The organism is Mycobacterium sp., from assembly GCF_019247615.1.
Lineage (GTDB): Bacteria > Actinomycetota > Actinomycetes > Mycobacteriales > Mycobacteriaceae > Mycobacterium.
The window spans coordinates 1-20,197 of sequence record NZ_JAFBAT010000153.1 but is presented as its reverse complement, the minus strand read 5'-3'; the positions used below and the strand labels follow the sequence as shown (position 1 = coordinate 20,197).

Annotated in this window: 21 protein-coding genes and 1 pseudogene; 13 read left to right on the top strand and 9 right to left on the bottom strand. The window is 67.1% G+C overall.

All coding sequences use genetic code 11. The annotated features are described in order from the left end of the window. The 8 genes from JO059_RS10340 to JO059_RS10305 form a co-directional block, all read left to right on the top strand. A partial coding sequence (locus JO059_RS10340; protein ID WP_293316348.1) for an inositol-3-phosphate synthase occupies nucleotides 1–848 on the top strand: 848 nt, incomplete at its 5' end. A gap of 91 nt (nucleotides 849–939) precedes the next feature. Continuing rightward, on the top strand, nucleotides 940–1,857 hold the full coding sequence (locus JO059_RS10335; RefSeq protein WP_293316346.1) for an alpha/beta hydrolase: 918 nt from the start codon (nucleotides 940–942) through the stop codon (nucleotides 1,855–1,857). Between the two features lie 15 nt (nucleotides 1,858–1,872). Next, complete coding sequence (locus tag JO059_RS10330; protein ID WP_293316344.1) at nucleotides 1,873–2,664, top strand: LLM class F420-dependent oxidoreductase; 792 nt, start codon at nucleotides 1,873–1,875, stop codon at nucleotides 2,662–2,664. Nucleotides 2,665–2,784: 120 nt separating this feature from the next. After that, nucleotides 2,785–3,525 carry a GntR family transcriptional regulator gene (locus JO059_RS10325; RefSeq protein WP_293316342.1) on the top strand — a complete coding sequence of 247 codons (741 nt, stop codon included), beginning with the start codon at nucleotides 2,785–2,787 and terminating at the stop codon, nucleotides 3,523–3,525. Between the two features lie 50 nt (nucleotides 3,526–3,575). Then, entirely contained in the window at nucleotides 3,576–5,393 is a 1,818-nt protein-coding gene (locus JO059_RS10320) for an ABC transporter substrate-binding protein/permease (RefSeq protein WP_293316340.1), read from the top strand. Beyond that, nucleotides 5,390–6,139: an amino acid ABC transporter ATP-binding protein gene (locus JO059_RS10315; RefSeq protein WP_293316338.1), complete on the top strand. Its 750-nt coding sequence runs from the start codon at nucleotides 5,390–5,392 to the stop codon at nucleotides 6,137–6,139. Before JO059_RS10320 ends, JO059_RS10315 begins: the two co-directional genes overlap by 4 nt. A gap of 64 nt (nucleotides 6,140–6,203) precedes the next feature. Continuing rightward, on the top strand, nucleotides 6,204–6,707 hold the full coding sequence (locus tag JO059_RS10310) for a MarR family transcriptional regulator (RefSeq protein WP_293316336.1): 504 nt from the start codon (nucleotides 6,204–6,206) through the stop codon (nucleotides 6,705–6,707). 47 nt (nucleotides 6,708–6,754) lie between these two features. Further along, a complete protein-coding gene (locus JO059_RS10305; protein WP_293316334.1) occupies nucleotides 6,755–7,426 on the top strand; it encodes an SDR family oxidoreductase in 672 nt (223 codons plus the stop codon). A gap of 30 nt (nucleotides 7,427–7,456) precedes the next feature. Here the strand turns inward: JO059_RS10305 and leuS are convergent, their stop codons facing one another. Further along, the gene (leuS, locus tag JO059_RS10300; RefSeq protein WP_293316332.1) at nucleotides 7,457–10,381 is read right to left on the bottom strand and encodes a leucine--tRNA ligase; all 2,925 of its coding nucleotides are present in this window, start codon (nucleotides 10,379–10,381) and stop codon (nucleotides 7,457–7,459) included. A gap of 185 nt (nucleotides 10,382–10,566) precedes the next feature. Between leuS and JO059_RS10295 the strand changes: the two genes are divergently transcribed. Beyond that, nucleotides 10,567–11,607, top strand: coding sequence for an LpqN/LpqT family lipoprotein (locus tag JO059_RS10295; protein ID WP_293316330.1), 1,041 nt, complete (start codon nucleotides 10,567–10,569; stop codon nucleotides 11,605–11,607). A gap of 69 nt (nucleotides 11,608–11,676) precedes the next feature. Beyond that, nucleotides 11,677–12,018 (top strand): hypothetical protein, encoded by a 342-nt coding sequence (locus tag JO059_RS10290; protein ID WP_293316328.1) that lies wholly within the window; start codon nucleotides 11,677–11,679, stop codon nucleotides 12,016–12,018. Nucleotides 12,019–12,035: 17 nt separating this feature from the next. Here JO059_RS10290 and JO059_RS10285 read toward each other — a convergent pair whose 3' ends face one another. Beyond that, nucleotides 12,036–12,644: a YqgE/AlgH family protein gene (locus JO059_RS10285; protein ID WP_293316350.1), complete on the bottom strand. Its 609-nt coding sequence runs from the start codon at nucleotides 12,642–12,644 to the stop codon at nucleotides 12,036–12,038. A gap of 116 nt (nucleotides 12,645–12,760) precedes the next feature. Between JO059_RS10285 and JO059_RS10280 the strand changes: the two genes are divergently transcribed. After that, nucleotides 12,761–14,077 carry an MFS transporter gene (locus JO059_RS10280; protein WP_293316326.1) on the top strand — a complete coding sequence of 439 codons (1,317 nt, stop codon included), beginning with the start codon at nucleotides 12,761–12,763 and terminating at the stop codon, nucleotides 14,075–14,077. A 40-nt stretch (nucleotides 14,078–14,117) separates the two neighbouring features. Beyond that, nucleotides 14,118–14,891, top strand: a complete 774-nt coding sequence (locus tag JO059_RS10275) for a TIGR03084 family metal-binding protein (protein WP_293316324.1) — start codon at nucleotides 14,118–14,120, stop codon at nucleotides 14,889–14,891. Between the two features lie 15 nt (nucleotides 14,892–14,906). Here JO059_RS10275 and JO059_RS10270 read toward each other — a convergent pair whose 3' ends face one another. After that, nucleotides 14,907–16,115: a DUF5631 domain-containing protein gene (locus JO059_RS10270; protein WP_293316322.1), complete on the bottom strand. Its 1,209-nt coding sequence runs from the start codon at nucleotides 16,113–16,115 to the stop codon at nucleotides 14,907–14,909. Between the two features lie 80 nt (nucleotides 16,116–16,195). Between JO059_RS10270 and JO059_RS10265 the strand changes: the two genes are divergently transcribed. Further along, nucleotides 16,196–16,339 carry a hypothetical protein gene (locus JO059_RS10265; protein ID WP_293316320.1) on the top strand — a complete coding sequence of 48 codons (144 nt, stop codon included), beginning with the start codon at nucleotides 16,196–16,198 and terminating at the stop codon, nucleotides 16,337–16,339. A 22-nt stretch (nucleotides 16,340–16,361) separates the two neighbouring features. On the opposite strand, the gene JO059_RS10260 is transcribed toward JO059_RS10265, so the two are convergent. From JO059_RS10260 to JO059_RS10235, 6 genes and pseudogenes are all read right to left on the bottom strand, one after another. Next, nucleotides 16,362–16,673: a DUF2694 family protein gene (locus JO059_RS10260; protein WP_293316318.1), complete on the bottom strand. Its 312-nt coding sequence runs from the start codon at nucleotides 16,671–16,673 to the stop codon at nucleotides 16,362–16,364. Continuing rightward, complete coding sequence (locus tag JO059_RS10255) at nucleotides 16,670–16,987, bottom strand: ESX-1 secretion-associated protein (protein ID WP_293316316.1); 318 nt, start codon at nucleotides 16,985–16,987, stop codon at nucleotides 16,670–16,672. The genes JO059_RS10260 and JO059_RS10255 overlap by 4 nt, the downstream gene beginning before the upstream one ends. A 51-nt stretch (nucleotides 16,988–17,038) precedes the next feature. Next, nucleotides 17,039–18,466 carry a DUF4226 domain-containing protein gene (locus tag JO059_RS10250; protein WP_293316314.1) on the bottom strand — a complete coding sequence of 476 codons (1,428 nt, stop codon included), beginning with the start codon at nucleotides 18,464–18,466 and terminating at the stop codon, nucleotides 17,039–17,041. 102 nt (nucleotides 18,467–18,568) lie between these two features. Then, nucleotides 18,569–18,931 (bottom strand): DUF4226 domain-containing protein, encoded by a 363-nt coding sequence (locus tag JO059_RS10245; protein ID WP_293316312.1) that lies wholly within the window; start codon nucleotides 18,929–18,931, stop codon nucleotides 18,569–18,571. A gap of 48 nt (nucleotides 18,932–18,979) precedes the next feature. After that, nucleotides 18,980–19,789: a C40 family peptidase gene (locus JO059_RS10240; RefSeq protein ID WP_293316310.1), complete on the bottom strand. Its 810-nt coding sequence runs from the start codon at nucleotides 19,787–19,789 to the stop codon at nucleotides 18,980–18,982. Further along, nucleotides 19,786–20,197 (bottom strand): annotated as a pseudogene (locus JO059_RS10235) (transcriptional regulator); the annotation flags it as partial. The gene JO059_RS10240 and the pseudogene JO059_RS10235, both read right to left, overlap by 4 nt.

Below are 20,197 nucleotides of genomic sequence, written 5' to 3'. Positions count from 1 at the left end.
CGGAGAACAACACCATCAAGTTCGCCGACGTACCACCCACCAATGTCACCGTTCAGCGTGGCCCGACCCTGGACGGCAGCGGCAAGTACTACGCCGACACCATCGAGGTGTCCGACACCGAGCCGGCCAACGTCGTCAAGGTGCTCAAGGACAACGAGGTCGACGTGCTGGTCTCCTACCTGCCCGTCGGTTCCGAAGAGGCCGACAAGTTCTATGCGCAGTGCGCGATCGACGCCGGTGTGGCGTTCGTCAATGCGCTGCCGGTGTTCATCGCGTCCGACCCGGTGTGGGCGAAGAAGTTCGCCGACGCCGGGGTGCCGATCGTCGGCGACGACATCAAGAGCCAGGTCGGCGCCACCATCACCCACCGGGTGATGGCCAAGCTCTTCGAGGACCGCGGCGTGCAACTCGACCGCACGATGCAGCTCAACGTCGGCGGAAACATGGACTTTCTCAACATGCTCGAGCGCGAGCGGCTGGAGTCCAAGAAGATCTCCAAGACGCAGGCGGTCACCTCGAACCTGCAGCGCGAGTTCAAGACCAAGGACGTGCACATCGGGCCGTCCGACCACGTCGGCTGGCTCGACGATCGCAAGTGGGCCTACGTGCGGCTGGAGGGCCGCGCCTTCGGCGACGTGCCGTTGAACCTGGAGTACAAGCTCGAGGTGTGGGACTCGCCGAACTCGGCGGGCGTCATCATCGACGCCGTGCGCGCGGCCAAGATCGCCAAGGACCGCGGCATCGGCGGCCCGGTGGTTGCGGCGTCGGCGTATCTGATGAAGAGCCCGCCGCAGCAGCTGCCCGACGACATCGCACGCGCCCAACTCGAAGAGTTCATCGAGGGGTAACTCTCCGCAACGCGAAAGTGCAACTGACGACGCTCGCTCTTGCGGAAACGCGTCGCCAGTTGCACTTTCGCGGCTCGCTAGCCTGGTCTTTGTGACCGAGACCTCCGAAGGCGAACTGGCCGGACTGTCCGAATTCTCGCTCCTGTCCGAAAACGCCGAGCAGGCCGGCGTGACGGGTGCGCTGCCCGCCGTCGAGCGCGTCGGGACCGGCGGCGGGGAGAGCACAATAAGCGCGCTGCGCTGGGGCGGCGCCACCCCACCCCGGGTGGTCTTCCTGCATGGCGGCGGGCAGAACGCGCACACCTGGGACACCGTGATCGTCGGTCTCGGTGAGCCGGCGCTGGCGGTGGACCTTCCCGGGCACGGCCACTCCTCCTGGCGTCAAGACGGCGACTACTCACCCCAACGGAATGCCGACGCGCTGCTCCCGATGCTGCGCGCGCACGCGCCGACGGCCGACCTCGTCGTGGGAATGTCGCTGGGCGGGTTGACCGCGATACGGCTGGGCGCGGTCGCCCCCGAGCTGGTCAGCGAACTCGTCCTGATCGACGTCACCCCGTCGGCGCTGCAACGACACTCCGAGATGACCAAGGAGCAGCAGGGCACCGTGGCGCTGATGCACGGTGAGCGGGAATTCCCCAGCTTCCAGGCGATGCTGGATCTGACGGTGGCGGCGGCCCCGCACCGCGAGGTGAAGGCCCTGCGCCGGGGTGTCTTCCACAATTCCCGCCGGCTGGACAACGGCAGTTGGACCTGGCGCTACGACACCATCCGCACTTTCCCCGACTTCGCCGGTCTGTGGGACGACGTCGACCGGCTCTCGGCGCCGATCACTCTCATCCGCGGCGGCTCCTCGCGCTTCGTCACCGACGATGACGCGGCCGAACTCGCCAGGCGCGCAAGCAATTTCCGTACAACACAGGTCGTCGATAATTCGGGCCACTCGGTGCAAAGCGACCAACCGCGCGTGCTGATCGACCTCCTGCGCGGGGTGCTCGACTCGCGCTGAGCCTACGGTGGTGAGATGACCCCGAATCGAATTCGTATCGGCGTGCAGCTGCAGCCGCAACACGCCCCCAATTACGCCGACATCCGCGACGCCGTCCGCCGCTGCGAGGACCTAGGCGTCGACATCGCGTTCAACTGGGACCATTTCTTCCCGCTCTACGGCGATCCCGATGGCCCGCATTTCGAATGCTGGACCATGCTCGGGGCGTGGGCCGAACAGACATCACGCATCGAGATCGGCGCGCTGGTGACCTGCAACTCCTACCGCAATCCGGAGCTTTTGGCCGACATGGCGCGCACCGTCGACCACATTTCGGATGGCCGGCTCGTGCTCGGTATCGGTTCCGGCTGGAAACGAAAGGACTACGACGAGTACGGCTATGAATTCGGCACCGCCGGCAGCCGCCTCGACGACCTTGCGGGCGCACTGCCCCGGATCAAGGCGCGCCTGGCCAAGCTGAATCCGCAACCGACCCGGGAAATCCCCGTCCTGATCGGCGGCGGGGGCGAGCGCAAGACCCTGCGACTGGTGGCCCAATACGCCGATGTCTGGCACAGCTTCAGCTCACCCGAGGAATTTCCCGCGAAGTCGGAGATCCTCGCCCGCCACTGCGCCGATGTGGGCCGAAATTTCGCCGCGATCGAACGCTCGGCAGCCGTCGGCGGGGGCGCTGCAGGCGACGCGCTCATCGCGAACGCCGAAACCCTCGTCGGCCTCGGCGCCGCGCTGCTGACGGTCGGCTGTGACGGCCCGGATTACGACCTGACCGCTGCCGAGGCGCTGTGTAAGTGGCGCGACGGTCGCTGATTCGGTAGCTCGGCGTTGGTCTGCCGTTCATCCGCGAAACACCTTAACGCGGGCGCCAAGTCATGAGAAACTCTCAGCGCCAGATTTGGGATGCGGGTTGAAAAGAGACGCAGAAGGCGGATGCCCAAGAAATACGGGGTCAAAGAGAAGGACCAGGTTGTATCGCACATTCTCAACCTGGTGTTGACGGGAAAGCTGCGCAGCGGCGACCGCGTCGATCGCAACGAGATCGCGATTGGCCTTGGTGTTAGCCGGGTGCCGATTCAAGAGGCGCTGGTGCAACTCGAACACGACGGCATCGTCTCCACCCGCTACCACCGGGGCGCGTTCGTCGAGCGGTTCGACGAAGCGACCGTCCTCGAACACCATGAACTCGACGGCCTGCTCAACGGCGTCGCGTCGGCGCGTGCGGCCAGAAACCCCACCCCCCGGATTCTCGGGCAACTCGATGCGCTCATGCGATCGTTGCGCTCGTCCAAGGACTCGCGGGCGTTCTCCGAAATTGCGCGCGAATACCGCCGCACCATCAACGACGAATACGCGGGGCCGCGTCTGCACGCCACGATTCGCGCATCGCAGAACCTCATTCCCCGGGCGTTCTGGACGAGCTACCAGGGCAGCCGCGACGACATGTTGCCGTTCTACGAAGATGAAACCGCCGCGATACGCGGGCATGACCCCGAGGCCGCGCGGGCCGCGTGCGTCGGCCGGTCCAATCTGATGGCTCAGACGATGCTCGCCGAACTGTTCCGGCGCAGGGTGTTTGCTGCACCCCAAGACATCGGCCCGGTCATCTCCCAACCGCTTCGACTGCTCGGCGGCACCGGTGCGCCGCGCGACGAGCCGTCGGTCGCGCGCTGACCGCACTCTTAAACGGGCCGAGCCACCGGTGGGCCGATACGGTAGCCGTGATGAGTTTTTGCGTGGGCCTGCGCGGCAAGCGCCGCGCAAAGCTGCTCGGACTGGCCGCGACGACGTTGATGGTATGCGGCATGGCTATGGGCGGACCGGCTGCCCCCGCGGCCGCCGACTGGAATCAATGCGCGCCGGCCGGGGTGGACAGCGCACGGGCGTTGCCGAAAGATCTGACGGACAACCCGATCCCGCGCCGTGCGGATTCCGACACCACGCCCACGGTTGCGCCGCTGAGCTCAGTGCATGTCGGCGAATTGGGTCTCGGTACCCCAGGCATCCTGACGGTCGGCACGCTGTCGGACGCTCCGCCTAACATCTGCATCAATCCGACCGGAGAATTCAGCGGCTTCGACAACGAGCTGCTGCGCGCGATCGCCGACAAGCTGGGGCTGAAGGTCCGGTTCTTCAGCACGGACTTCTCCGCGCTGCTCGCCCAGGTGGCATCCCGGCGCTTCGACGTCGGCTCGGCGGCGGTCAAAGCGACCGAGGCGCGGCGGCGCACCGTCGGGTTCACCAACGGCTACGACTTCGGTTTCTTCTCGCTTGTGGTGCCGCCCGGCTCGGCGATCCACAAATTCGGCGATCTCGCCTCCGGCCAGCGAATCGGGGTCGTTCAAGGCACCATCGAGGAGTCGTATGTCGTCGACACGTTGCACCTGCAACCGGTGAAGTATCCGGGCTTCGCTACCTTGTACGCCAGCCTCAAGACGCGCCAGATCGACGCGTGGGTGGCGCCCGGCACCCTGGCTTCGACCATCATCCGGCCGGGCGACCCGGCAGTGGTGGTCGCAAACGCTTTCAGCCTGGGCAATTTCGTCGCCTATGCGGTCGACAAGGACAACCAGCCGTTGATCGATGCGCTCAATTCCGGGCTGGACGCCGTCATCGCCGACGGCACCTGGGCGAAGCTGTACTGCCAGTGGGTTCCCCGGACATTGCCGCCCGGCTGGAAACCCGGGTCCAGATCCGCCCCCGCGCCGAACTTGCCGGACTTCGCGGCGATCGCAGCCAAACACCACCGTGAGCCGGTCAACCCGGCCGCACCGAAGTCGACGCTGACCCAGTTGCGCGATTCCTTCTTCGACTGGGAAATGTACCGACAGGCCATACCGACGCTTTTCAAGGTTGGGCTGCCGAATACGTTGATCATCACCAACAGCGCGATCATCATCGGCTTGGCGCTCGGAATGGTGCTGGCAATGGCCGGGATGTCGCATTCGCGTTGGCTGCGCTGGCCCGCACGGGTTTACACCGACATCTTCCGCGGTCTACCCGAAGTGGTGATCATCCTGGTCATCGGGATGGGCATCGGCCCGCTGGTGGGCGGGCTGACCAACAAGAACCCCTACCCGCTGGGCATCGCCGCCCTGGGTCTGATGGCCGCCGCCTACATCGGGGAGATTCTGCGCGCGGGCATCCAAAGCGTCGATGCGGGCCAGCTGGAAGCCTCCCGTGCGCTCGGGTTCAGCTACTCCGCCGCGATGCGTCTGGTGGTGGTGCCGCAGGGGATACGGCGGGTGCTACCGGCACTGGTCAATCAGGCCATCGCGCTGCTGAAGGCCTCTGCGCTGGTGTACTTCTTGGGCTTGGTCGCTGATCAGCGGGAGCTGTTCCAAGTGGGCCGCGACCTCAACGCGCAGACCGGCAGCCTGTCACCACTCGTCGCTGCAGGCCTGTTCTACCTGATATTGACCATTCCGTTAACGCATTTGGTGAACTACATCGACACCAGGCTTCGCCGCGGGCGCCGCCCCGCCGGCAGGCAAGACGACGCCGACATGCTCGCGACCACCTTCGGCCAGGAGATGACGTGAGTACCGGAACGTCCGGCCGCACACCAGTGTCCCTGGCCGCCAAGGGTATTCATCAAACCCTCGGCGGGACGACGGTGCTGCGCGGCGTCGATATCGAGGCGCCGGCGGGCAGCACGGTGGCGGTCATCGGACCGTCCGGCTCGGGCAAGTCGACGCTGCTGCGCACGCTGAACCGGCTGCACGAACCCGACAGCGGCGACATTCTCCTGGACGGCCGGTCGGTGTTGCGCGACGATCCCGACGAGGTCCGCCAACGCATCGGCATGGTGTTCCAACATTTCAACCTCTTCCCGCATCTGAGCGTGCTGAAGAATGTTGCCCTGGCACCACGCAAGTTGCGTGGGCTGTCCGCCGACGCGGCCAGGGATCTGGCGCTGGCGCAGCTGGACCGAGTTGGCCTGAAACACAAGGCAGCTGCGCGCCCCGGCATGCTCTCCGGCGGCCAACAGCAACGGGTCGCGATCGCCCGCGCGCTGGCGATGGCACCGCAGGTGATGTTCTTCGACGAGGCCACCTCGGCGCTGGACCCCGAGATGGTCAAGGGCATTCTGCAACTCATCGCCGACCTCGGCGCCGACGGCATGACGATGGTGGTCGTGACCCACGAAATGGGTTTTGCCCGCTCGGCATCCGACACCGTCGTTTTTATGGATCGCGGCAAGGTCGTGGAATCCGGGCCTCCCGAGCAGATATTCGAAGCCGCCAACACCGAACGCCTCCAGCGATTCCTCTCGCAAGTGCTCTGACGGGCGATAACCACTCGGTGACGCTCGCTTGTCCGGACCCGATATCGGGTTAGACTGCCGACTTATGGCGGACATCGAACCCACCGCAGCGGAGGTGACTGAGCTTGCGGAAGGTTTGCACCGTGCACTATCCAAATTGTTTTCAATTCTCCGGCGCGGGGACCCGAACGGGGCGGCGGCCGGGGATCTCACGCTGGCGCAGCTGTCGATCCTGGTCACTTTGCTCGACCAGGGCCCTATCCGGATGACCGACCTGGCGGCGCACGAACGGGTGCGCACGCCCACCACGACAGTGGCGATCCGCAGGCTCGAGAAGATCGGGCTGGTGAAGCGTTCCCGTGACCCCTCGGACCTGCGGGCGGTCCTGGTCGACATCACTCCGCGGGGACGGGCCGTCCATGGCGAGTCGCTGGCCAACCGCCGCGCCGCCCTGGCGGCGATGCTCAGCCAGCTCCCGGAGGCCGACCTGAACACTCTGATGAAGGCGCTGCCGCCGTTGCAACGCCTGGCCTCCGGTGAACCCACGGCGGGCCCCGCGGGCGAGCCACCGGCGCGCAAGCAGGCGTGAAAGCGCCTGCCGGCCAACGCGATTGATACCATCCTAAGCTGGAATACATGCCTACCGCACTGATCACCGGCGCCGGCGGCGGCATCGGTTCCGCTGTCGCCACCGCGCTTTCGGCGACGCACAGCCTGCTGCTGGCCGGCCGGCCCTCCGATCGGCTCGATGCCGTCGCGGAGCGGCTGGGCGCTACCACCTTTCCGTTGGACCTGACCAACACCGGCGACATCGAAGCCGCGTGCGAAGTCGTGGACGAACTCGACGTGCTGGTGCACAACGCCGGGGTATTCATCCCCGGTCATGTCGCCGAGTCCGACGTCGACCAGTGGCGCGCCACCTTCGCCGTGAACGTCTTTGGTGCGGTGGCACTCACGCTGGCGCTGTTGCCGGCACTCCGGGGTGCCGGCGGCCACGTCGTCTTCATCAATTCCGGTGCGGGGCGCAATGTTTCGCCGGGTATGGCCTCCTATTCGGCCAGCAAGTTCGCGCTGCGTGCCTTCGCGGACTCCCTGCGCGCCGACGAACCCGGCCTGCGGGTCACCACAATTTATCCGGGCCGTACCGATTCCCGCATGCAGCGCGAACTCGTGGCGTTTGAGGGTGGCGAGTACGACGCCGCCAACTTCCTGCGGCCTGAAACCGTCGCGGCAACGGTCGCCAACGCACTGGCAACGCCACCCGACGGCCACGTCCACGAAATCGTGCTGCGGCCGCGCCGGCGATGACCCCCAGGATGACCTCAACGCGGACGGTTCTCAGACCACCAGATTGACCAGCCGACCGGGGACCACGATCACCTTGCGTGGAGTGGCGCCCGCCAAGAACGCACGGACCTTTTCGTCCGCGATGGCGGCCGCTTTCAGCGTGTCATCGTCGGCGCCGGCGGCGACCACCACTCGTCCGCGTACCTTTCCATTAACCTGCACCGGGTACTCGATGGTCTCGTCAACCAGGTAGGCCGGATCGGCCTCCGGGAACGGGCCGTGCGCCAACGAGGCCGTATGACCCAGCCGCAGCCACAGCTCCTCGGCCATATGGGGGGCCAGCGGGGCCAACATCAGCACCAGCGGCTCCACCGCCGCGCGCGGCACGGCGTCGCGGTGCGCCTTCGTGAGATGGTTGGTGTACTCGATCAGCTTCGCCACCGCGGTGTTATTACGCAGTGCCACAAAGTCTTCGGAAACCCCGGCGATCGTGCGATGCAATGCCCGAAGCGTTGCACCGTCCAGCGGCTGCTCGGCGGTGCCATCGAACACCGTCGATTCGCCGGTCTGCTCGTCGACCACCAATCGCCACACCCGCTGCAGGAAACGATGCGCGCCGACGACATCCTTGGTGGCCCAGGGGCGGGACGCCTCGAGCGGGCCCATCGACATCTCATAGACGCGCAGCGTGTCTGCGCCGTATTCGTCGCAGATCTCGTCGGGCGATACCGAATTCTTCAGGCTTTTGCCGATTTTCCCGAACTCCTGAAAGACTTCGACTTCCCCCTGCGGCCCGGGATAGAAAAATCTGCCGTCGCGCTCGATGACCTCGTGCGCCGGGACATACGTTCCCCGCGAATCGGTATAAGCGAAAGCCTGGATATAGCCCTGGTTGATCAATCTTCGGTATGGCTCGCGAGACGTCACATGACCAAGGTCGTACAACACCTTGTGCCAGAACCTCGAATACAGCAGATGCAGCACCGCGTGCTCGGCGCCGCCGACATAGAGATCGACGCCGCCGGGATCGCCCGGACCGTGCTCGGCGGGCCGTGGACCCATCCAATAAGCTTCGTTTTCCTTGGCGCAGAGCCGCTCCGAGTTGTGCGGGTCCGTGTAACGCAGCTCGTACCAGGAGCTGCCGGCCCAATTCGGCATCACGTTGGTGTCACGTGTGTAGGGCTTGAGCCCGTCGCCCAGATCCAGCTCGACATGCACCCAGTCGGTGGCCTTGGCCAGAGGTGGCGACGGCTCGCTGGCGGCGTCGTTGGGATCGAACAGCACCGGCGAATAGTCCGGTATATCGGGCAGCTCGACCGGCAGGGCCGCCTCGTCGAGCGCATGCGGGCGTCCATCGGCGTCGTACACGATCGGAAAGGGTTCGCCCCAGTAGCGCTGTCGGGCGAAAAGCCAGTCGCGCAGCTTGAATTCGGTGCGCGCCCGGCCGCGGCCCTCGGCCTCCAAACGCGCGGTGACGGCCTGCTTGGCAGCCGCCACATCCATGCCGTCGAGGTAGCCGGAGTTAACCAGCACACCGTCGCCGGCGTGAGCCGCTTGAGCAACGTCACCGCCCGCGATGACCTCCACGATCGGCAGGCCGAACTCATGGGCGAAGTCCCAGTCGCGCTGGTCGTGGCCGGGGACCGCCATGATCGCCCCGGTGCCGTACCCGGCCAGCACGTAGTCGGCGATAAAGATCGGCACCGGTTTGTCGTTGACGGGATTGGTCGCATAGCTGCCCAGGAAGACGCCGCTCTTGTCCTTGCTCTCCTGGCGCTCGACGTCCGACTTGGCGGCGATGGCGCCGCGGTAGGCGGCGACCGCCTCCCGCGGAGTCGGCGCACCGTAGGTCCAACGGGTGTCCACCCCGTCCGGCCACTCGGCGGCCACCAGACGGTCGACCAAGTCGTGCTCGGGCGCCAGCACCAGATAGGTGGCACCGAACAGGGTGTCGGGCCGGGTGGTGAACACCTCGATATCGATCCGTTTGCCGGCCTCATCGCCGCCCGGAATGACGGCCGAGAACAATGCCATGGCGCCGGTGGACCGGCCGATCCAGTTGCGCTGCATGGTTTTTACCTGATCCGGCCAGTCCAGCTCGTCGAGGTCGTCGAGTAGCCGGTCGGCATAGGAGGTGATCCGCATCATCCACTGCCGTAACCGTTTTCGGAATACCGGGAAGTTCCCGCGGTCGCTGCGGCCGTCGGCCGTGACCTCCTCGTTGGCCAGCACCGTGCCGAGGCCCGGACACCAGTTCACCATCGAGTCGGCCCGGTAAACCAGTCGGTAGCCGTCGATGACGTCGGCCCGCTCCCCCACCGACAACTCGGCCCAATCGCGGCCATCGTCGAGATTGCGCTGCCCGGAATCGAATTCGGCGATCAGTTCGCTGATCGGGCGAGCCTTGGCGGCCGCGCCGTCAAACCAGGCATTGTAGATCTGCAGAAAAATCCACTGCGTCCACTTGTAGAACTCGACGTCCGTCGTCGAGAAGCTGCGCCGACTGTCGTGGCCCAAGCCCAGCCGACCCAACTGCCGGCGGAAGTTCACCACGTTGGCCTCGGTCCGGGTGCGCGGGTGGGTGCCGGTTTGCACCGCATACTGCTCGGCGGGCAGCCCGAAGGAGTCAAAGCCCAAAGCGTGCAGCACATTACGGCCCGTCATCCGGAAGTAACGGGCGTAGACGTCGGTGGCAATGTAGCCCAGCGGATGGCCGACGTGCAGCCCCTCACCGGACGGATAGGGAAACATGTCCTGCACGAACAGCTTGTCGGGAGGCACCTGGCTGCCGTCCCTCGGGGCGAGGTCACCGACCGGATTGGGGACGTTGAACGTCCCGAGCTTCGCCCAGTTGCCCTGCCATGTGCGTTCTATGCGTCCGGCCAGCGCCGCGGTGTAGCGATGCGGTGGCGCATCGGGGTCCGGCGCCGCGGTACCGGAGTCGCTGCCGGGCGTGGCGGTCGGGGATTCGGTCACGTGAACAGGGTATAAGGCGGCCCTGGCGAACCCGCCGGGCCACGGGTTGATATCGGTTGCGTTGCACACCGGTCAGAGCTTCATCCCAGCTCTATTTCAGGCCTGTTCACCGCATTTGACCGCTGGCTACAGTCACCTCGAGTGACGGGCGCCGCCACCCGAAACAGTGGGAAGGACCGACGCAGATGATTGAGATCGCCCGTACGATGCGGGTACTCGCGGGTGGCCTGGCCGCCGGCGTGATCGGTGTCGCGGTCTTCGCGGACGCCACCGCATCGGCTGAACCGTTGCAGCCGGCGCCACAGCCCGCTCCGGCGGTCCCCGCCCCGGCGCCCGCGCCGCAGCGCCTCCTGGCCGCCGCCCCCGGCCAGGCTCCTGGCAACAGGCTGCTCGTCACGCCGCCGGGCGCATCCCCCGCGGCGCCGTCCGCGCCGGCCGCCGCCAACCCGGCCACCATGCCCCCGGCGGGGACTCCCGCAGTCTTCGGCACGATCCGCGAATATCTGCAGTCGAAGGGCGTCAAACTCGAGGCGCAAAAGCCGCAGGGCTTCAACGCCCTTGACATCACGCTGCCGGTGCCGCCTCGCTGGAGTCAGGTCCCCGATCCCAATGTCCCCGACGCGTTTGCGGTGATCGCCGACCGCCAGGGCAGCAGCGTTTACTCGTCGAATGCGCAGGTGGTGGTCTACAAGCTGGTCGGTGACTTCGATCCCCGAGAAGCCATCACGCACGGCTACGTCGACAGCCAGAAACTGCTCGCGTGGCAGACCACCAATGCGTCGATGGGTGACTTCAGCGGCTTTCCGTCGTCGATCATCGAGGGCACCTACCGCGACGGTGACGTGACGGTGAACACCTCGCGACGAAACGTCATCGCCACATCGGGACGCGACAAGTATCTGGTGTCGCTGGCGGTGAACACCGACCGTGCGGTGGCGGTCGCGGATGCGCCAGCCACCGACGCGATTATCAACGGGTTTCGGGTGAGCGCATCCGGCGCCGCGGCGCCCGCCCAGGCGCCCGCACCGGTCGGGCTTCCCCCGCAAACACCCGGCGCGGCGCCCGCCGGGCTTCCCGCACAAACACCCGGCGCGGCGCCCGCCGGGCTTCCCGCACAGCCCACGGTGCCCAACCAGGTCACCGCGTCGCGGCCCACGCCGAACCTGTTGACGCTGGTGCCCGGGCTGCCGCCACTGCCGAATTTCTCCTTCTTGCAAGGTCACTGATAATTCGGCGCGTAGCGGGAGGCCGAGCCCGGCGAGCGGACCCGCGGCCGGTCTCGTATTGTGAGGCCCATGCTGATCGCGGGTGTGCTGTGCATGTGTGCGGCGATAGGTTCGGCCGGGTTCGGGGCCTGGTCGCTATCTCACCATCGCGCTGTTGACACCACTGCGCTGGCACTGCGCGCCATGGCCCCCACCCAGCTGGCGGCCGCGGTCATGCTCGCCGCCGGTGGGGTAGTGACGTTGGCAGCCGCCAGCCAGACCGCCCTGGTGGTGCTGATCGTCTGCGTGGCCGGGGCCATCGGGACGCTGGCCACCGGTTCGTGGCAAAGTGCACGTTTCGCGCTGCGCCAGGGCCCCGCGGCATCTACCTGTGCGGGCAACTGCGCGATCTGCACACAGTCCTGCCACTGAACACCGCGGCGCGAGTGCTAGTTACGGCTGACGTCGATCGGGTGGGTGGCAAGCAACGATAGCGGCAGCGGCTGGCGCCGCAGCACCTGTCCCCACAGATCGGCCCTCGGCCCGACCAAAACGTCGGAAGGCAACGCCGACAACACAATCCAGTCGTCGCGCTCGATCTCACCCTCGAGCTGACCGATCGTCCAGCCGGAGTATCCGGCGAAGATTCGGACCCCCTCGACCACCGGCGCGATTAGATCCGGCTCGGCGTCCAGATCGACCATCGCGACCCGGCCCGCCACATGTCGCAAGCCGGGCGCTTCTTCCGCATCGGCTCCCACCCGCAGCGTCGCCAGACATAGGGCCGCGTCCCGCTTGACGGGCCCGCCGATGAACATGGTCTTGGGTTTGGCCGCCAGCTTTGCCCACTGCGGCAGCACGTTGTACACCGCGGTCTCGCTGGCGCGGTTGAGCACCACGCCCAAGGTGCCCCCGTCGTTGTGCTCCACGATGTAGATGACGCTGCGCCGGAAGGTCGGTTCGAGAAGGTCGGTGTTCGCGAGCAACAACGTACCCGCACGCACCCGCTGTGCGGCGGGTGCGACATAGTCCTCGGGGTCTTCCGGTGGCGGCACCAGACCATCATCGCACCTCGGCCTCGCCAGCCGGCAGGATCGAGCCCGGCCGGCGAATATTTGTAATGTTGGTACCGCGGCGCCAACCGTTTGCGCCGCGGTGATCTTGTCCAGCCCCTGTGGAAGTCGGTTGCGTGATTCAGTCCCGCGTCAACTCGCGCGCACCCGCCGATGTTTGGCGGTCGGTGCGCAGTTTGCCCGATTTCTGGCGTTTGCTGCAGGTGCGCGTGGCGAGCCAGTTCGGTGACGGCCTGTTTCAGGCGACGCTGGCCGGAGCGCTGCTGTTCAATCCGGATAGAGCCGCGGATCCGATGGCGATCGCGCGGGCGTTCACCGTGTTGTTCTTGCCCTACTCGCTGCTGGGACCGTTCGCCGGTGCCCTGATGGACCGGTGGGATCGCCGGCTCGTGCTCGTCGGCGCCAACGTGAGCCGCCTGCTTCTGATCGCCGCCATCGGAACCATCTTGGCTGTCCGCGCCGGCGACATACCGCTGCTGGTCGGAGCGCTGGTCGCCAACGGCTTGGCCCGGTTTGTCGCCTCGGGGCTGTCCGCGTCGCTGCCCCACGTGGTGCCGCGCGAGCAGGTGGTGGCGATGAACTCGCTGGCCACCGCATCGGGTGCCATCGCGGCCTTTCTTGGGGCGAACTTCATGCTGGTGCCGCGCTTCTTCGTCGGCGCCGGGGACAAGGGGGCGTCCGCGATTGTCTTCATGACCACGATTCCGGTGGCGATCGCATTGCTGCTGTCGTTCCGGTTCGCTCCCCGCGTGCTGGGTCCCGACGACACGCGCCGCGCGATCCACGGATCCGCCGTGTACGCGGTGATCACCGGATGGCTGCACGGCGTGCGGACGGTCGTGCAGCGTCCGACGGTGGCTGCCACCTTGTCGGGCCTTGCGGCGCATCGGATGGTGGTGGGTATCAACTCGCTTGTCATGTTGGTGCTCGTTCACCACCTTCCGACGCCCGCCACCCGGGGCTTGGGTATCGCCTTGGTGTTCTTCGCCGCTGCCGGTCTGGGCGCCTTCCTGGCCAACGTCCTGACACCGGCCCTGGTACGCCGGTGGGGGCGCTATGCCGCCGCCAACGGCGCGTTGATGGCGGCTGCGCTCATTCAGATTCCCGGCGCGGGACTGCGGCTTCCGGTGATGGTGGTGTGCGGCTTCCTGCTTGGCTTCGCCGGTCAGATCGTCAAGCTGTGCGCCGACTCCGCGATGCAGATAGACGTCGACGACGCGCTTCGCGGACACGTGTTCGCCGTGCAGGATGCGCTGTTCTGGGTCGCGTTCATCGTCGCGATCACGGCGGCCGCGGCGTTGATTCCCCAGGACGGGCGTGCGCCGGCGTTCGTGCTGTTCGGGTCGGTGCTGTACTTGATCGGGCTGGCCACGCACGCCCTCCTCGGGCGGCGGGCCCGACCGACGAGCGGTCGCTAAGGTACTTGCGTGGTGTTCCCGACGACAGTCGGAGGCGGTGATGGCCGGTCCCGAACCGATGGTCGCTGACCTGCGCGCCGAAAGCGACGACCTCGACGCCCTGGTGGCGCCGCTACCGGCGCACCGCTGGGCCGAGCCGACGCCTGCACCGGGCTGGACCATCGCACACCAGATCGGGCACCTGTTGTGGACCGACCGGGTGGCCCTGACGGCCGTCACCGACGAAGACGCGTTCGCCGGTGTGCTCGAGGATGCTCAGGCCGACCCGATCGGCTTCGTCGACGCGGGCGCGGAGGATCTTGCGGGCTTCGCCCCAGCCGAGCTGCTCACCCAGTGGCGGGTCACCCGGGCGCGGTTGCATGAGGCGCTGTTGGCGGTTCCCGACGGTCACAAACTGCCGTGGTTCGGGCCGCCCATGAGCCCGGCGTCCATGGCCACCGCACGATTGATGGAGACCTGGGCGCACGGGCTCGACGTCGCCGACACCTTGGGCGTCAAACGACCCCCCACCGGGCGGCTTCGATCGATCGCGCACATCGGCGTCCGCACCCGCGACTACGCCTTCATCATCAACGATCTGGATCCGCCGACCAACCCCTTCCTGGTCGAGCTGCGCGGACCCGGCGGCGACACGTGGACGTGGGGACCCGCGGACGCCGCCCAGCGAGTCACCGGCTCCGCCGAGGACTTCTGTTTTCTGGTGACTCAGCGGCGCCCACTTGGGGCGCTCGACGTCACAGCGCAGGGTCCGGACGCACAGCGGTGGTTGCAGATCGCTCAGGCCTTCGCGGGTCCCCCGGGCCCCGGTCGATGACTGCTTCGGGGATTGCTACGCGCCGTCCGTGGGCGCGCCGAGTTTCTTGAACCACGCGAGATGGTAGTTCGCCGAAATGGGGTCGGCGGTGACGGCGCCTTCGGTGGCGGCCAGCAGCAGGCAATTGAGCAGAAGCGGGGGATCGACGTTCGGATACTGGCTCAACAGCTGGTAGCGGGCCGTATCGAGATGCACTCGCAATAGGTCGATTTCGTCCTCGGCGACACGGGTGCCGGCCGCAGCCGCTCTGGCCAAGCTGTGCACCAGCCGCGGCAATCCGGCGCGCAGGTGCGTCGCCTGGCTCAGCTCCGATCCCGGGTCCGCGATCGGCGGCAACTCGCGCGGCTGCGCCGAGGCCTCCGTCCGGTCGACGTCATCGAGCCTGCGCAGCGGATCCCCGGGACGGTACATCACCGTACGGCTGCCGTCGCCGATCAGTGCGGCGACTCTGCCGGGGCGGCGGTCGGGTGCCAACAACCGCACGCCGGCCGGCAGCGCGATACCCGGCGGTATCCAACCGTGGGCCAGGTCGGTGACCAGTACCACGGTGCCATCGGACCGCTGGCCGACAGCCCAATTCAACCGCGGCTCTTGATGTGCCACGAACCAGAGCAGCCGCCGCAACCGCTGGTCGTCGGATTCCGATGCGCCGCCGGAGTCAACGGCCCGCGGCGCGCGCACGATGGTGCGCTCTTGGGCGGTTGTGCCGGATGCGGCCCGATGGCGTCCGCCCGCGGTTTCGGGTCCTTCGTGGTCCCCAACTGCAGCGCGGTCGTACTGCGCAATCGCTGGCGGCTTCGGAATGTCGGTGGGGGAGTTGACAACCGGTTCCTCGTCTGCGACGCGCGCCCCGACGGGCGGTGGTGTCCCGGTTCTCACCGCGTGCAGCTGGCGGATCGTCGACTCGACCCGTTGCACGGCGCGAGCGCGGGCGTCGCCGATGACTCGAGCCTCTTCCGCTCGCCGCGCCGGATCGTCGATTCCGGCTCGCTTGATGATGCTCAGCTCGCGGTTTGCGCTATCGGCGATCCGCTGCAGGTCGGCCCTGAGATAGTCTGCGAGAGTGGCTGTTTCGGCGGTCACCGTGGTTAACTCGGCGGGCCAAAGCCCGCCGGTCACCCAGGGGGTGCAATCAACGGGCGAACTGAATGCCGGAATTGCCAGTGATTCCCGGGTGGCCCTCCGGAGCCGCTGGCGAGCCGTCATCCGGCCGAAGAATGTCACGGGATAAGCGTACCGGGATCGAAGGGGCGGTCTATTCAGCCTGAATTGTGCGACCGCGACGGCGTGGGTAGCGTGGAGCCATGGCTGATTCTGCGCTGCAGCAGCAACTCGATGAAGTGCGGGCCCTCTTGGCCCGCGCTCGAGAGTTGTTCGGCCCCAATCCGATAGAGCCGCCCACCGACATCGCGCCCGATCCTGACGCCGCGAAGACCTGGCTGCTCTAAGCCCGTTGGTTCTGGATCCGCTTTAGTGCCCGCTGGCGCGGCGTCCCAGCTTGTGCGCCAGCAGCTTTTCAATCGCGGCATCGAGGTCGTGCGGCGTCGGAACCTCCGCCGACGGGGTATATCCGGCCGCGAGGATTTCATCCCGCACTTCGAGCAGCGCTTTGAGACACGACACGTCGGCGGTCAATACGATGCCCTCCGCCAGGCTCTCCGCGTCGGTTGCCATCACCTCCTCACTCAGCGCGACGCTGTGCAGATATCCGCCGCGGCAGGAGCGGACCAGGATATGCCCACTTGGGTGGACGGTGTCGAAGGCCGGATTGGCGTCCGTCATGTACTGCCGTCAACGACGCCGCCGAATCTTTTTGCCGCGTCTTGCTCGTGCTGTTCCCACATCGCCGCCGAAGCACTGAGTTTTTCGGCCATATCGGCGTGGTCGTCGGCCTGCTGTTCGTAGCACTGGCGCCTGAGCTCAAGCAGTTCGCGGCCGGCGTCGCGCAGTTCGGTGAAGACGGGCCCCAGCGAGTCCAGGCTCTCCTGGATGGCCGCGTGCGACGCTGGAACGGTGCGCAGGTACTCGGAAACCTCCTGATGATGCTCGGCGGCTTGACGCAGGTGCGCGGGCACCACACGGATCGAATCGGCCATCTCCTGCCTCCTGTTCACGCGCCGCCGGCTCGGGCCGGCGACTTTCCATTTTCACGTTCTCGACATGCCTGCCGGCCGGGTGGGTGTCGGTGCATCGGGCTTGGCCGGCGCAACCGGCGCCGGCGGGTGCTCCCAGCCTAAGAAGTTGGGTCCACTTACGACGGCGATGGGTTGAATCTGCCCGTCGAGGAGGGCCTTCTCACGACTCAGTGCAAGCGCGTGACGATCGGTGAAGACGCCTACGTCGCCGGTCGCTACCTCCCGCTGCTCGATCGGGTTAGTGACGGGGGTTCCCGGTGCGGGAATGGCAATCCCCTGTTGGTGGAACGCATCCGAGATAGACGATCCGGCGATCGCGGCTTGGATGACCGCCGCGAGTTGTGCGTTGGGCGCTGTCACGGTCTCGCCGTCGGGCAGGGTCACCGCCGTCGGATGCGGCGGCGATTCTGCCTTGGGGGGGTCGTCGCTCTGCGGTTCGCTGCCGTCGTCGGCTGAGGCCGCGTGATCGCCCCGGTGCGCGTCATGGGATTCCGGCGGCAGCTCATCGTCGAGCCTCCGCGGTGCGGGATCGGTAGCGCCTCCCTCCCGCAGGCCGGGCAGTGGCAAGCCGCCCCAACCGCCCCCGGATCCGGGCGCCGAACCCAGGCCCGGCATCGAGCCGGCTCCGAAGCCGGGAATGGCCGGCATCATGGGCGCCGCCGGCATCGCCGCGGGCGTGACACCCGGTGAAGGAGCCCGCCCCGATGAGTCCTCGACCGGCGGCCCGGGATCCTCGGCCGGCATCGGGTCCAGCAACGGATCCCAGCCGGTGCCGGCGTCGTCGGTCGCCGGTTGACCGCCCGCGGGGACGACCGCAGCAGACGGGCGATCGCCGGGATCGTTCGGTCCGCTCTTGGATGCGTCGTACAGCGAAGTCCATGCGGCCATCAACGCCGCCTTCGACGTGTCATCCAGGCTCGCGCTCAAAACCACCGAGCGAATGTCCCTGAGCTTCCCGATAAGGAAGCGCTGGAAGTCTCGCGCGCCCGCCGGAGTGTCGAGGTCCGACCGCGTCAGAACGGCGGTTTCGGTCTCTCGCTGTAGCTTGGCAAGTGCATCTCTGCCGTCGACGGCCGTCAGATGCGCGTTCAGGATGGCCGAGATCACTTGCATGTCCAGCTGCGAGCTGGCCGAATTCTGGTGTGCCAGAGCGGCTTCGGCGCCCGCCATCGCTTCGGCGGCCTCGCCGTGATCTCGACCGGAATCGGGCTCAACGGGCGGCGGGCCAGTGGACGGGGCGGTCGGCGCCGGCGGACCGAACAGGTTGGCATGTTGTTGGCGGATCTTGCGTACGATCGCGTCGAGTCGTGCAGGCGGCGTGGTGGGGATGATGACAGCAGCCACCTCGTCCGGCGCCAAACCCGTCTGCCACGCGTTCGCATCGCCGGTGCGGTCCCGCACGTATTGGAGGGTGGTGATCAGCTCGTCATACGTCGACATGGGTGTCGCGACCCCTCCATGCCGGGCGACAGTACCGAGCAACCGTCTCGTCGACAACTCACCCTCGGAGTCACCCTCGCGTCATCCCGGGTCACCCCCTCGTCAGCGCGCAGGCACAGCGTATTGTGCGCGAAGGCGTTCCAGCGCAGCACTTTTCGCCCGATCGAGCTCGCGCGCGTCCGCTACGACTTGCGTGATCTCGCGTTGCTTGGCCACCAGAAATCGTCGTAACTCACGCGCGCCCAACGGGGTGTCGAGAGGAAGGTCCGCCTGGGCGCCGGCGACGCGATCGATCTCGTCGCCGATGGCGTCAAGCCGGCGGATGCTCTCGCGGGTTACGGCATGGGCGCTGGCGAGCGCCTCTTGCAACGCGCGGTCCGCCTCGGCGGCGGCGGTGTGCTGGCTCACCAGCGCCGACTGCCGCGCCTGGATCGCTCCCAGAGAAGGTCCCGCTTGTTCGGACATCGGTTCAACCTCTTCGTCGTGCCAAAATGACCGGGCTGTACTCGCGCATCACAACGGCCGGCGGATCGCAATGTTGTTGCCCAGCGGACTGATTCGCACCGCGGCGCCCGCATAGGGTGCTTCCACAACCAGATTGTTGCCGATCGCAAGCTGCACGTGTCCGGCGTGCGGAAAGACGAGATCACCCGGGCGGATTTGCCCGCGGGGCACCGGGATCCCGTCATTGATCTGCTGATACGTGGTGCGGTGCAGCTGAACGCCGGCCTGCGCATAGGACCACTTGACCAACCCGGAACAGTCGAATTGGTCCGGCCCGGTCGCCCCCCAGACATACGGGCGTCCCAGTCGCGACAAGGCGGCGCGAACCGCCACCGCCGCTGCGCCTGCCGAACCCGGCTCGCGGCGGTGCATCGTCCGGTAATGCAACGCCCGAAGCGCCGCCGAGTGCCGTCGTGCCTGTAACCGAGCCGATGCGACGTGCGCCCGCTGCGCGCGCAGGCGGGCCACTCGACGGCGCATCGCCTCGCGTCGCGCCATCGGTGTGGTCGTGACGATGAGGGAGTCGGCGCGGGCGTCGTCCAAGACGCTCTTGGTGAGCTCACCCGCACGAGCGCGATCCCGGTATGCGCTGGCGATGATCCGGGAGGCCTCGGCGTCCGTGCCGGCCGCCGCCGACAGCCGCCGGCGGCCGTCCTCCGCCGCGAGCCGGTAACCGCCGTTTGCCACAGGGGTGTTTGGGGCGACCCGGTGCTGCGATCCGAGGTAGTGCGCCGTGCCGGCGTCCAGCGCAGGGGCGGGTGCGGTGCCGGCGAACAATTGGTGCGCGCGGTTCAACACTTCCACTTCGCCGCCGATCACCGCTGCCCCTCGCCGCTGTCCGGGTCCGTCTTGGGATGGTCGGTCGCCTCGACCGCGTCGACGAAGGCGCGAACGCGGGAGAGCGCCCCGGGTGGGATGACTCCCCGATTGCGGATATCCCACACGTCGTCGTTGCCGACACCGACGAGCGCCGCGATGACCGTCTCCGGCAACGACGACTGGCTGCAGGCGCGATCGAACCGAGCGCTCAGGCTCGTGGGCATCCTCTTCAGCAACGCCCTGCGCGTCGACTCCAGCGCATGCAAATGTTCCATGAGCCGTCCGGTCGATTCGGCGCCGGCGTTCACCGCCACCCGCCATGAGCTGGCCGCGAGCATCTCGGCCTTCACGCACTGAGCGATCACAGACAGAATATACGTCTCGTATTCGTTTGATGTCGTCGCGGGC